The organism is uncultured Roseovarius sp., from assembly GCF_947259555.1.
Taxonomy (GTDB): Bacteria; Pseudomonadota; Alphaproteobacteria; order Rhodobacterales; family Rhodobacteraceae; genus Roseovarius.
This window is the reverse complement of the sequence record NZ_CAMYMD010000020.1, coordinates 1-11,994: the sequence shown is the minus strand read 5'-3', so window position 1 is coordinate 11,994 and position 11,994 is coordinate 1. Positions and strand designations below refer to the sequence as shown.

Annotated in this window: 12 protein-coding genes; 9 read left to right on the top strand and 3 right to left on the bottom strand. The window is 61.1% G+C overall.

Features of this window, described 5'->3' with window-relative positions; genetic code table 11:
* Nucleotides 1–126: 126 nt before the first annotated feature.
* The 9 genes from Q0X85_RS03055 to Q0X85_RS03015 all read left to right on the top strand — a co-directional run bounded on the left by Q0X85_RS03055 (nt 127) and on the right by Q0X85_RS03015 (nt 9,707).
* On the top strand, nt 127–945 hold the full coding sequence (locus Q0X85_RS03055) for a sulfotransferase family protein (RefSeq protein ID WP_297768828.1): 819 nt from the start codon (nt 127–129) through the stop codon (nt 943–945).
* A 172-nt stretch (nt 946–1,117) separates the two neighbouring features.
* Complete coding sequence (gene rpsT, locus Q0X85_RS03050) at nt 1,118–1,381, top strand: 30S ribosomal protein S20 (RefSeq protein ID WP_297768826.1); 264 nt, start codon at nt 1,118–1,120, stop codon at nt 1,379–1,381.
* Between the two features lie 483 nt (nt 1,382–1,864).
* A complete protein-coding gene (dnaA, locus tag Q0X85_RS03045; protein WP_297768823.1) occupies nt 1,865–3,220 on the top strand; it encodes a chromosomal replication initiator protein DnaA in 1,356 nt (451 codons plus the stop codon).
* A gap of 124 nt (nt 3,221–3,344) precedes the next feature.
* Complete coding sequence (gene dnaN / locus Q0X85_RS03040) at nt 3,345–4,463, top strand: DNA polymerase III subunit beta (protein ID WP_297768820.1); 1,119 nt, start codon at nt 3,345–3,347, stop codon at nt 4,461–4,463.
* Nucleotides 4,464–4,516: 53 nt separating this feature from the next.
* Nucleotides 4,517–5,626, top strand: a complete 1,110-nt coding sequence (recF, locus tag Q0X85_RS03035) for a DNA replication/repair protein RecF (protein ID WP_297768817.1) — start codon at nt 4,517–4,519, stop codon at nt 5,624–5,626.
* On the top strand, nt 5,623–6,054 hold the full coding sequence (locus tag Q0X85_RS03030) for a VOC family protein (protein WP_297768814.1): 432 nt from the start codon (nt 5,623–5,625) through the stop codon (nt 6,052–6,054). The genes recF and Q0X85_RS03030 overlap by 4 nt, the downstream gene beginning before the upstream one ends.
* A complete protein-coding gene (locus tag Q0X85_RS03025; RefSeq protein WP_297768811.1) occupies nt 6,051–6,671 on the top strand; it encodes a LysE family translocator in 621 nt (206 codons plus the stop codon). The genes Q0X85_RS03030 and Q0X85_RS03025 overlap by 4 nt, the downstream gene beginning before the upstream one ends.
* An 89-nt stretch (nt 6,672–6,760) precedes the next feature.
* Entirely contained in the window at nt 6,761–9,178 is a 2,418-nt protein-coding gene (gene gyrB, locus Q0X85_RS03020) for a DNA topoisomerase (ATP-hydrolyzing) subunit B (RefSeq protein WP_297768808.1), read from the top strand.
* Between the two features lie 307 nt (nt 9,179–9,485).
* Entirely contained in the window at nt 9,486–9,707 is a 222-nt protein-coding gene (locus Q0X85_RS03015; RefSeq protein ID WP_297768806.1) for a hypothetical protein, read from the top strand.
* Here Q0X85_RS03015 and Q0X85_RS03010 read toward each other — a convergent pair.
* The 3 genes from Q0X85_RS03010 to Q0X85_RS03000 are packed head-to-tail and all read right to left on the bottom strand — an operon-like array spanning nt 9,667 to nt 11,970.
* On the bottom strand, nt 9,667–11,178 hold the full coding sequence (locus tag Q0X85_RS03010) for an IS66 family transposase (protein ID WP_297768803.1): 1,512 nt from the start codon (nt 11,176–11,178) through the stop codon (nt 9,667–9,669). The two genes, Q0X85_RS03015 and Q0X85_RS03010, sit on opposite strands and share 41 nt — an antisense overlap.
* 55 nt (nt 11,179–11,233) lie before the next feature.
* Complete coding sequence (gene tnpB / locus Q0X85_RS03005; protein WP_297768800.1) at nt 11,234–11,587, bottom strand: IS66 family insertion sequence element accessory protein TnpB; 354 nt, start codon at nt 11,585–11,587, stop codon at nt 11,234–11,236.
* Nucleotides 11,584–11,970: a transposase gene (locus Q0X85_RS03000; RefSeq protein WP_297768798.1), complete on the bottom strand. Its 387-nt coding sequence runs from the start codon at nt 11,968–11,970 to the stop codon at nt 11,584–11,586. Before Q0X85_RS03000 ends, tnpB begins: the two co-directional genes overlap by 4 nt.
* Between the last annotated feature and the right edge of the window lie 24 nt (nt 11,971–11,994).

Here is an 11,994-nt window from a genome sequence, read left to right as displayed (position 1 = left end):
TCAGAGATTGTGTATAGCATTACCCGTGAAGGCCGTGCGAATAAACAGGCTTTATTTGGTTTTTTGAACAGGTTAGAAAGCACGGAGCCCAAAAAAACCGGGCCGTGCAGTGTGGAGGCAGCGACCATGGGGTTTCCGGGCACATGGATGACAGAGACCGAGAGCGTGGTTTACCGCGTCGTGCCGAAATGCGCCTGCTCGACCATCGGGCAGATCCTGTATTATTCTGACCACGGCGTTTTTTTTGATGGCGACATCCATGACGCGACCGACGGCCTGCATAAATGGGCCCGCGAGGACAGCCAAAAGCTGATCAACGCCAACGTCAAGACGCACACCTCTTACGCGTTTTCCTGCGTGCGCAATCCCTACACGCGAATCCTGTCGTCATTCTTTGACAAGATCTGCGGGATTCAGCGCAACGGCAGCCGGTATCGCGGCAAGCTGGTACCGATGCTGATTCAGAAATACGGCATCGAGGTGGGTGGCGAGGACGGCAAGCAGGAGTTTGATCAGGTCCAGAGCTTTCGCCGCTTTCTTCTATTCGCGCGCGACACCATCCGCTGGAAACGCCCGATGGAGCCTGACATCCACTGGTCCGCGATGTCTGGTCATATCTCGACTTTCATCGTCAATGGCGGCCGCTACGACAAGATTTTCTGGACCGAGAAGTTCAACGACGGCATGGATGACGTTCTGGGCGCGATCAATACCCGCCACAAAGTCAACCTCAAGAAAATCCCGCGGTTCAATGAATCCGAGGGCCACGGGCCCAAACGCGCGCATCCGGTCGAGGATTATTTCGACGATCTGTCAATGCATCTGGTCTATGAGATATACAAACGGGATTTCGAGGTCTTCAAATACGATTTCGAGAATCCCGCCAACAAGATGCCGATCGGCGAGATCGACCTTGATGAGGTTCACGCAAAGCTGGGGGATTGACCCGGCCGCGTACCCCGCAAGGGGTTGCATTTACCGGAAACTGGCGTATACGGCACGCCAGACATGCGCGTGATGCCCGCTCAGGCAAGAATCATCACCCCGGAGATCGGGGGCCCGGTTGGGTATCCGTGCGTCACAAAACGATACCGAACCTTGAAAGGGTCTGATTCACATGGCCAACACACCCCAGTCCAAGAAACGCGCACGCCAGAATGAAAAGCGCTTTGCCATCAACAAAGCACGCCGTTCGCGCATTCGCACCTATCTCCGCAAAGTCGAAGAAGCCATCGCCACAGGCGACAAGGAAACGGCGACCACAGCGTTGCGCATGGCGCAGCCCGAATTGATGCGCGGCGTGACCAAGGGCGTGTTCCACAAGAACACCGCCTCGCGCAAAATTTCGCGCCTCGCGGCTCGCGTAAAGACGCTCGGCTAGGTCTCAAAGCCAACCCCTTGAATACAAAAGGCACCGTTTCAAACGGTGCCTTTTTTGTTGTGTGTCATTTGGAGACGGTCAGAGATTCTTTTCAACCAAAGCTACTGTCAAGCGCATAGATAAGTTGTCGCCGCGCACCCAACATTGCTAGTTTCAAACCTGCGATTCACGCTTGGGGGGACAGGCTGCATCGACGATAAGGAACGTAGTGCATACGTGCCAAGCGTCGCGACTGGGCTTTAGGCTCTGGTCTTGTCCATGGCGAAGGTATTTTGTGGTCGGAAACGCGTGACTTTGGGACGAGTCACGCATCACGTTTCCGATATCAAAATATCCGCTTTTTAATTATAGGTTTCTCAAACCGTTGCGCTCCGCAACGGCGCGATTGACCTATGGTTATCCCTTGCCGGATCGGGCTTCCCGCTCGCCAAAATTGGCGCAGTCGGGTCGTGACATATGGCAAAGTCGGGTAACGGGGACAGGATGACACAAGAACAATGGGGCCGTCTGAAGCAGAAACTTCAGCAATCCGTCGGGCAGAGCAATTTCAAAAACTGGATCGAACCACTCGAATTCGCTCGTGTCGATGATGGCATCGCCACATTCCATGTACCCACCAGCTTTCTGGGGAACTACGTGTCGCAGCACTTCGGAGATCTGATCCTGTATCAGGTCAATACTGTGTCTCCCGACATCCGGCGGGTCCAGTTTCGGGTTGCGGCGAACGGCGCCGCGCGCCCGACCCAAACCACGCCCAAAAAACAGCCCGCCACGCCAGAGCCCCGGGGCGACAACATCGTGCCCTCAGCGCCACTTGACGAGCGCTTTACCTTCGACAGCTTCATCGTCGGCAAACCCAACGAGTTGGCCCATGCCGCCGCACGCCGGGTGGCCGAATGTGGCCCTGTCACCTTCAACCCGCTTTTCCTCTACGGTGGCGTGGGGCTTGGTAAAACGCACCTCATGCACGCCATAGCCTGGGAGCTGCAAACAAGCCGGCCCGATCTGAACGTCGTTTACCTTTCAGCAGAACAGTTCATGTACCGCTTTGTGCAGGCCCTGCGCGATCGCAAGATGATGGATTTCAAGTCGGTCTTTCGATCCGTCGATGTCTTGATGGTTGACGATGTCCAGTTCATTGCCGGCAAGGACAGCACACAGGAAGAGTTCTTTCACACCTTCAACGCGCTGGTGGACCAGAACAAGCAGATCGTGATTTCAGCAGACCGCGCGCCGGGCGAGATCGCCAATCTCGAAGAGCGCATCAAATCGCGGCTTCAGTGCGGTCTCGTGGTCGATCTGCATCCGACGGACTACGAATTGCGCCTTGGCATCCTGCAATCCAAGGTCGACCGCTATCGCGCGCAATATCCCGATCTGGTCCTGCATGACGGCGTGCTCGAATTTCTGGCGCATCGTATCAGCACCAATGTGCGTGTCCTCGAAGGGGCGATGACACGGCTTTTCGCCTTCGCCTCTCTGGTGCGCAAGCCGATCACACTGGAACTGACTCAGGATTGTCTCGCCGATGTTCTGCGCGCCTCAGAGCGCAAGGTCTCGGTCGAAGAGATCCAGCGCAAGGTCTCGGATCACTATAATATCCGCCTGAGTGACATGATCGGGCCAAAGCGCACACGCTGCTTTGCCCGCCCCCGTCAGGTGGCAATGTACCTGTGCAAACAGATGACCTCACGCTCGCTTCCAGAGATTGGCCGTCGCTTTGGCGGGCGGGATCACACCACCATCATGCACGGGGTGCGACGCATCGAGGAATTGAGCATTCAGGACGGCCAGATCGCCGAAGATCTCGAGCTCTTGCGGCGCACGCTCGAAGGCTGAGACGCACCAGCCCTTGACGCTGCCTGAAATACAGCCGAAAACACCACAAAAGACTTGAGCGGCAGGGTAAAATTGATACCTTGCCCCTCCCGGTGGAGCGCCGGCACCTGACAGGAGCGAGGGTATGAAACTCAGCATCGAACGCGGCACGCTGCTCAAGGCAGTGGCACAGGCCCAATCCGTGGTCGAGCGGCGCAACACCATCCCGATCCTCGCCAATGTGCTGATCGAGGCCGAGGGCGAGGCAGTCCAGTTTCGTGCCACCGATCTCGATATCGAGGTGGTCGACAAGGCCCCCGCACAGGTCGAACGCGCCGGTGCCACCACCGTCTCGGCGGTGATGCTGCACGAAATCGTGCGCAAGCTGCCCGATGGCGCGCTTGTCACGCTGGCCGACGACGGCACCGCCGGTCGCCTCACCGTGCAAGCGGGCCGCTCTAATTTCAACCTTGCGACCCTGCCCAAGGAAGACTTCCCGGTCATGGCCTCGTCGGAATATGCCAGCAATTTCTCGGCCCCCGCGCCAGTGCTGCGGCGGCTCTTCGACAAGTCGAAATTCGCCATTTCCACCGAGGAAACCCGCTATTACCTCAACGGCGTCTACATGCATGTCTCCGAGGCCGATGGCGGCAAGGTCCTGCGCTGCGTGGCCACAGACGGCCACCGCCTCGCCCGGATCGACGCTGATCTGCCCGAAGGGGCCGCCGACATGCCCGGCGTGATCGTGCCGCGCAAGACCGTGGGCGAGCTGCGCAAGCTGCTGGAAGACGACGAGATGAAAATCGCCGTCTCGGTGTCCGAGACCAAGATCCGGTTTGCCACGCCCGACATCACGCTCACCTCCAAGGTGATCGACGGCACCTTTCCCGACTACACCCGCGTTATCCCGCAGGGCAACACCCGCCGGATGGAGGTGGACGCCGCCGAATTCGCGCAGGCCGTGGACCGCGTGGCAACCGTCAGTTCCGAACGCTCGCGCGCGGTCAAACTCGCTCTCGACGAGGATCGGCTGATCCTGTCGGTCAACGCCCCCGACAGCGGCGCCGCCGAGGAAGAGCTTGCCGTGGCTTACGGCGACGAGCGGCTGGAAATCGGCTTCAACGCCAAGTACCTGCTGGAGATTGCCAGCCAGGTCGACCGCGAGAACGCCGTGTTCCTGTTCAACTCCTCGGGCGATCCCACGCTGATGCGCGAGGGCAATGACACGACGGCGGTCTATGTCGTCATGCCGATGCGGGTGTGACATCTGTCGGAGCCTCCGGCGGGGATATTTCTGGCAAGATGAAAGGGTCGTGAATGCCCGGCCTCTATCTGTCGGAATTGACCCTCTCTCATTTCCGCTCGCATAAATCGGCGCGGCTCACGCTCGATGCGCGCCCAGTGGCGATCCATGGCCCCAACGGCGCGGGCAAGACCAATCTGATCGAGGCGGTCTCGCTCCTGTCGCCCGGACGCGGTCTGCGGCGCGCGGCGGCGCAAGACATGGCGCGGCGGCCTGAATCGCTCGGTTGGAAAATCACCGGCGTTCTGCACTCGCTGACCCGTATCCACGAGGTCGAGATCGTCTCGGAGGAGGGCGCGGCGCGGCAGGTGCGCATCGACGAGAAATCCGCCACCCAACTGGCGCTAGGCCGGATCGCCCGGGTGCTCTGGCTGATCCCGTCGATGGACCGGCTCTGGATCGAGGGGGCCGAGGGGCGCAGGCGCTTTCTCGACCGGATGACAATGAGCTTCCTGCCCGATCACGGCGACGCGGCGCTTGCCTATGAAAAGGCGATGCGCGAACGCAATCGCCTGCTCAAGGATCAGGTGCGCGACGCGCATTGGTATCTGGCACTGGAGCGGCAGATGGCCGAGGCGGGTGCGCAGATCCACGCCAATCGCAAACACGCGCTCGCCCTCATCGCGGGCGCGCAGATGCAGGCCGAAACCGCCTTTCCCACTGCCGAACTGGAGCTGACCCAGACCGAGGGTGAGATGCCCGAGACCGCCGATGATCTGCGCGAGGCGCTGGCCGAGAGCCGGTTTCGCGATCTGATCGCCGGGCGCACCCTCGTGGGCCCGCACCGCGCCGATCTCTACGGGGTCTATGCCGCCAAGGGCGTGCCCGCCGCCGACTGTTCCACCGGCGAGCAAAAGGCGCTGCTTGTCTCGCTCATCCTTGCCAATGCCCGCGCGCTCGCCCGCGATTTCGGCGCGCCGCCGCTCTTGTTGCTGGATGAGGTCGCGGCCCATCTTGACGCCGCCCGCCGCGCGGCGCTCTATGACGAAATCTGCGCCCTCGGCGCCCAGGCCTGGATGACCGGCACCGGACCGGAACTCTTCACCGAACTGGGCCCGCGCGCGCAACACATCCACGTCACCGACACCGACGGCACCAGCCGGATCACAGCAGAGGCTCCATGACCCCGCAACGCGTCACCCTCATCACCCTCGGCGTCGAGGATCTCGACCGCGCACGCGACTTTTACGCGGCACTTGGCTGGACCCCGGCAGAATCGCTGGACAAGGTCGCCTTTTACCAGATGAACGGGCTGGTTCTGGGGCTGTTCGGCATATCCGACCTCGCCGCCGATCAGGGCCGCCCGGGTGCCGCGCTCGGCACCGGGGCAATGACGCTGGCGCAGAACTTCATGACAGAGGCCGAGGTGGATACTGCCTATGCCACCGCCCTTGCTGCCGGGGCGACCGCGCTCAAAGCCCCTGAAAAGGTGTTCTGGGGCGGCTATTCGGGCTATTTCGCCGATGCCGACGGCCATGTCTGGGAACTGGCGATGAACCCGTTCTGGCCGCTCTCCCCCGATGGCAGCCTCACCTTGCCCGACGCCCCATGACCGTCAGCCTTTTCGACCTGATGCTCTATGCCGCCGCCATGGCGGGCCTCTGGGCGGTGCCCGGCCCGGTCTGGGTGGCGCTGACGGCGCGGTCACTTTCCGGGGGCATTGCGGGGGCGTGGCCGCTGGCGGTGGGCGTCGCATTGGGCGATCTGATCTGGCCGCTCTGCGCGATTCTGGGCCTTGCGTGGGTGCTGTCGGTCTATGGCGACGCGCTGGAACTGCTGCGCTGGATCGCGGCGGGGGTGTTCATCGTGATGGGCCTGTTGCTGATCCGCGCGCCCTCCCGCCCGCCGAGCGCCGACAACCGCATGACGAAGCCCGGCATCTGGGCCGGGTTCTCGGTCGGCGTGGCGGCGGTGATCGGCAATCCCAAGGCGATCCTCTTTTACATGGGCTTTCTGCCGGGCTTCTTCGATCTCTCGACCGTTACCGTGCCCGACATCGCCGCAATCCTCGCGGTTTCGGCCATCGTGCCGATGCTGGGCAACCTTGCGCTCGCCTTCTTTCTCGACCGCGCGCGCCGCCTTTTGCAGAGCCCCAAGGCGATTGCGCGGCTCAATTTCGGCTCTGGCGTGCTGCTTGTTCTGGTGGGTTTCGTGATCCCGTTCACGTGATCCCATGAGATACGCAAAATATAGCGGTTGGGCGTGACATTCCCCCCAATAAAACGTATAAAATCACAAAAATACGAAGGAACACACGCATGTCCGAACCCGCCGTCGCGCCCGAAGAATACGGGGCCGATTCCATCAAGGTTCTCAAGGGGTTGGAGGCTGTCCGCAAACGCCCCGGCATGTATATCGGGGATACCGACGACGGCTCCGGTCTGCATCACATGGTCTACGAGGTCGTGGATAACGGCATCGACGAGGCATTGGCCGGTCACGCCGACGCGGTCAACGTCACGATCCACGCCGATTCGAGCGTTTCGGTCAGCGACAATGGCCGTGGCATCCCGGTTGATATGCATGAGGGCGAGGGCGTCTCGGCAGCCGAGGTCATCATGACCCAGCTGCATGCGGGCGGCAAATTCGACCAGAACTCCTACAAGGTGTCAGGTGGTCTGCACGGTGTCGGTGTCTCGGTTGTCAACGCCCTCTCGGAATGGCTCGAACTGCGCATCTGGAGAGGCGGCAAGGAACATGTCGCCCGGTTCGAGGGCGGCTTTACCACCGAGCCGCTGCGCGTCGTGGGCGATGCCAACGGGCGCAAGGGCACCGAGGTGCGCTTTCTTGCCTCGCTCGAGACCTTCTCGAACCTCGACTACAGCTTCGAGACGCTGGAAAAGCGCCTGCGCGAACTGGCCTTCCTCAATTCCGGCGTGCGCATCATCCTGCGTGACGAACGGCCCGCCGAACACCTTGAATCAGAGCTGTTCTACGAAGGCGGGGTCAAGGAATTCGTCAAGTATCTCGACCGCCACAAGACCCCCGCCATGCCCGAGCCGATCTTTATCACCGGCGAGCGGGACGAGATCGGCATCGAGGTGGCGATGTGGTGGAACGACAGCTATCACGAGACGGTGCTGCCCTTTACCAACAACATCCCGCAGCGCGATGGTGGCACCCATATGGCGGGCTTTCGCGGTGCGCTGACCCGCACCATCAACGCCTATGCCCAGACCACCGGCATCGCCAAAAAGGAAAAGGTCAGCTTCACCGGCGACGACGCCCGCGAGGGGCTGACTTGCGTGCTCTCGGTCAAGGTGCCCGATCCAAAATTCTCGTCCCAGACCAAGGACAAGCTCGTCAGCTCCGAGGTGCGCCCGGCGGTCGAGGGTCTGATGAACGAGAAACTCGCCGAATGGTTCGAGGAAAACCCGCAGGTGGCCAAGGTCATCGTCTCCAAGATCATCGAGGCCGCCCATGCCCGCGAGGCCGCGCGCAAGGCCCGCGAACTCACCCGTCGCAAGAACCCGATGGATGTCAATTTCCTTGCTGGCAAGCTCAAGGATTGCTCGAGCAAAGACCCCTCCAAGACCGAAGTGTTCCTCGTCGAGGGTGACAGCGCCGGCGGCTCTGCCCAGACCGGGCGCGACCGGGGCACGCAGGCGGTTCTGCCGCTGCGCGGCAAGATCCTCAATGTCGAGCGCGCGCGGTTTGACCGTATGCTGGGCAGCCAGGAAATCGGCAATCTCGTGATGGCGCTTGGCACCGGGATTGGCCGGGACGAGTTCGACATCTCGAAACTGCGCTACCACAAGATCGTCATCATGACCGATGCGGATGTCGACGGCGCGCATATCCGCACGCTTTTGCTCACGTTCTTCTACCGGCAGATGCCAGAGCTGATCGAGGGCGGATATCTCTATATCGCGCAGCCGCCGCTCTACAAGGTGATGCGCGGCAAGTCCGAGGTCTATCTCAAGGATCACCCCTCGCTCGAGGATTACCTGATCGACCAGGGCACCACCGACGCCGCCCTGCGGCTTGGCTCGGGCGAGGAAATCGCCGGTCCCGATCTGGTGCGCGTGGTCGAAGAGGCGCGCCAGGCCAAGCGCAGCCTCGAAGCCTTCCCGACCCATTACCCCCGCCACATCCTCGAACAGGCGGCCATCGCCGAGGCGTTCCTGCCCGGTCGCGTCGACAGTGACCTGCAAGGCGTGGCCGATACCGTGGCCACCCGGCTCGACATGATTTCCAATGAATACGAGCGCGGCTGGCAGGGCCGCCCGACGCAGGATCAGGGCATTCGCCTGACCCGCGTGGTGCGCGGGGTCGAGGAAATGCGCACGCTTGACGGGCCGGTGCTGCGCGGCGGCGATGCCCGCCGCCTCGCGCAACAGACCGAACAGCTGCGCGCCGTCTACCGCGAACGCGCGACGCTGCTGCGCAAAGACCGGGTCCAGCCGATTTTTGGCCCGCTCGACCTGCTCGACGCGATCCTGAAAGAGGGCGAAAAGGGCCTGACCCTGCAACGCTACAAGGGGCTCGGCGAGATGAACCCCGATCAGCTTTGGGAAACCACGCTCGACCCGGACGCGCGCACGCTCTTGCAGGTCAAGATCGACGACGTGGCCGAGGCCGATGATCTGTTCACCAAGCTGATGGGCGACGTCGTCGAACCGCGCCGCGAATTCATCCAGGCCAACGCGCTCAACGTCGAAAATCTCGACGCCTGATTGTCTGTAGGATCGCGCATGTTCGTGCGCGATCCCCATAAGTTTGCGCGATTTTCCCAATGGTTTACGCGGGCAAGTCCGAAACGCATACCGTCTGGTTCGTCGATGGTGACTCTTCGAGCCTTCGGCGTGGACGACAAGAAAGACGGGAAATGATGGAGAGTGCATTGGCAGCTGCCAACCTGTTTCTTGCTAACGCTTCGAGCCGAAACCTAGATACCTGAGCATCAGACGCGAGATCGAAGGCAGCCTGCCAACCGTGGCGGAGCTCCTTCGCCAGAAGGGCGAACACGATGCTCTCCGCGCTATGAGCCAGGCGGACATCGAGATCGCGGAGGTCGGCTACGACAACTGGAACGGCGGCACCGAACTCTGGACTGTCTTCCTTCGTGTCCCGGTCAGCGTTTTCGTGTCGATCGAGACCCGCCGTGACGAGGTCGCCGGGATCATCTCGAAGCACCTTGAACGTAAGGTAAGCGGTGCGCCGTTCACACGTGTTTGGGATAGTTCCAAGGAAGCAAGTCGTTGATGTCGTTTTGCTTATGCCCGCCTGCGATGGCGGTCAGGACATTGGATAAGTAGCCATGGGGTTCGATCCCGTTGAGTTTGCAGGTCTCGATGAGGGACGCGATGACGGCCCAGTTTTGCGCGCCAGCATCATGGCCTGCGAAGAGCGCGTTTTTGCGGTTGAGGGCGATGGGACGGATGGTGCGCTCGACGGCGTTGGAATCCAGTTCGATGCGACCGTCTTCAAGGAACAGGCACAGCCCGTCCCAGTATTTCGCGATGTATTTCAGAGCCTCTCCAGTCGGCGATTTGGCCGAGACGCGTGTGCGGCTTTGGGCGAGCCAAACCTCAAACTCTGCGATGATGGGTTTTGAGTGCTCCTGTCGTGCAGCACGGCGTTGGTCGGCAGTGAGGCCACGCAGGTCTTTTTCGATGCGATAGAGCGCCTGGATTTGGGCCAGACCCTCCTGCGCGATTGGGGCAGCGCCAGATTGGGTGACGTCAAGCAGTTTGCGGCGGGCATGCGCCCAGCAATAGGCCAAGGTTACTTCCTGGGTCGGACGTTTGAGCAGGCGGTTATAGCCTGCGTATCCATCAACCTGCAGGATGCCGCTGAAGCCTTTCAAGATATTGTCTGCATGCTGGCCAGATCGTCCTGGCGCGTAAGTGAACGCCACTCCAGGTGGATCATCGCCGCCCCATGGCCTGTCATCGCGGGCCAGGGCCCAGAAGTATCCGGTTTTGGCGCGTTTGCGCCCGGGTGCCAGGACCGGCGCAGGTGTTTCGTCCATGAAGAGCTTTGTCGCGCGCTTCAGATCAGCCATCAGGGCATCATAGACAGGGGTCAATTCGAACGCCGACTTGCCCACCCATGCGGCCAAGGTCGAACGATCCAGATCGATCCCTTGGCGGCTGTAGATTTGCGCCTGCCTATAGAGCGGCAAGTGATCCGCATATTTTGAGACGAGCACATGGGCGAGCGTTGCCTCGGTCGGCATTCCGCCCGCAATGATGTGGGCGGGTGCCGGAGCCTGGGCGATCCCGCTTTCACAGGAGCGGCAGGCATATTTGGGACGGCGGGTGACAATCACCCGGAACTGGGCCGGGACAACATCCAGCCGTTCGCTGACATCTTCGCCAATGACGTGACGCGCGACTCCGCAAGCGCAGGACAGCTCAGGCTCAATGACCACTTCCACCCGCTCCAGATGTTTGGGCAGTGACCCTCGGTTGGTCTGGCGAGGCTTTGGGGGTCGCACGGGCGCAGTGCGCGGATCAGCATCAATCTCAGCTTCCACCTGCGCGATGGCGGTCTCGATGTCTTCGAGTTCCAGCTCATACTGGGCCGGATCAATCTTCTCGGATTTAGCCCCGAAGAGCGCCTTCTTGAAGGAGGCAACCAAGGCCTCAAGCCGTGCATTCTGATCCTGTTGCGCACAGATGATCGCCTTCAATTCGGCAATGTCGTCAGGTAATTCATCAGGTGCGGTCATGGCCGATGCCATAACAAAACAAGGGCAGAATGACCCGCGCAAACGCCCCTGTGAGTCACTCCGCCGCAGAAGGTGCAGCCACCTCCAAGGGCTGCACGCGCCGCCAATCCAAACCCGCGAACAGGGCCTCAAACTGTGCCGGTTCCAAACGCATCACCCCGTTCTTGATCGCGGGCCATTTGAAGCTGTTATCCTCCAGCCGCTTATACGCCATCACCAGCCCGCTGCCGTCCCAGTAGATCAGCTTCAGCCGATCCGCCCGCTTGGCGCGGAACACATAAACCGACCCATCAAAGGGCTTCTGTCGCAAATGACCCTGCACCAGAGCGGCCAGCCCGTCATGACCCTTGCGGAAGTCGACCGGATCACTGGCCACAAAAATCCGGACCTTGTGGGATGGCGTGATCACGTCCCCATAGCCCGTGCGATTTCCGCGATCCGCGCCGCGGGCGTTGCGGCATCAAGGCGAACGGTGACATCGCCTTTGATCACATCAAGTGTGCTGGAGCATGGGGTGGGAAAAGGCTGAGCGACAGGCGCAGGCGCCTCAACCTCAACACGCACAAAATCCATGCCATCCAAATTCGGCAAGACCAGCTTACCCTGCCGCGCCATCCGCCGCCAATCAGACACCGTGCTGGGGATCAGCTCATACCGCTTGGCAACCGCATTGACAGTTTCGCCTTCAATCAACGTCTCCGCAACGACCTGTGCCTTCAATTCAGGCGGCCAATTCCGCTTGCCATCCGAACGCCGCGGCAACTCTGCCAGAAACTCCCTTGTAGCTCCCATCGAGAAACTCCCCACAAATCAAAG

Excerpts from the sequence above, each read along its gene's own strand:
- Q0X85_RS03055 (WP_297768828.1), top strand. The coding sequence starts at position 127 with ATGGGGTTTCCGGGCACATGGATGACAGAGACCGAGAGCGTGGTTTAC.
- Q0X85_RS03030 (WP_297768814.1), top strand. The coding sequence starts at position 5,623 with ATGACCCCGCAACGCGTCACCCTCATCACCCTCGGCGTCGAGGATCTC.
- Q0X85_RS03025 (WP_297768811.1), top strand. The coding sequence starts at position 6,051 with ATGACCGTCAGCCTTTTCGACCTGATGCTCTATGCCGCCGCCATGGCG.
- Q0X85_RS03015 (WP_297768806.1), top strand. The coding sequence starts at position 9,486 with ATGAGCCAGGCGGACATCGAGATCGCGGAGGTCGGCTACGACAACTGG.
- recF (WP_297768817.1), top strand. The coding sequence starts at position 4,517 with ATGCCCGGCCTCTATCTGTCGGAATTGACCCTCTCTCATTTCCGCTCG.
- rpsT (WP_297768826.1), top strand. The coding sequence starts at position 1,118 with ATGGCCAACACACCCCAGTCCAAGAAACGCGCACGCCAGAATGAAAAG.
- Q0X85_RS03000 (WP_297768798.1), bottom strand. The coding sequence starts at position 11,970 with ATGGGAGCTACAAGGGAGTTTCTGGCAGAGTTGCCGCGGCGTTCGGAT.
- gyrB (WP_297768808.1), top strand. The coding sequence starts at position 6,761 with ATGTCCGAACCCGCCGTCGCGCCCGAAGAATACGGGGCCGATTCCATC.
- Q0X85_RS03010 (WP_297768803.1), bottom strand. The coding sequence starts at position 11,178 with ATGACCGCACCTGATGAATTACCTGACGACATTGCCGAATTGAAGGCG.
- dnaN (WP_297768820.1), top strand. The coding sequence starts at position 3,345 with ATGAAACTCAGCATCGAACGCGGCACGCTGCTCAAGGCAGTGGCACAG.
- dnaA (WP_297768823.1), top strand. The coding sequence starts at position 1,865 with ATGACACAAGAACAATGGGGCCGTCTGAAGCAGAAACTTCAGCAATCC.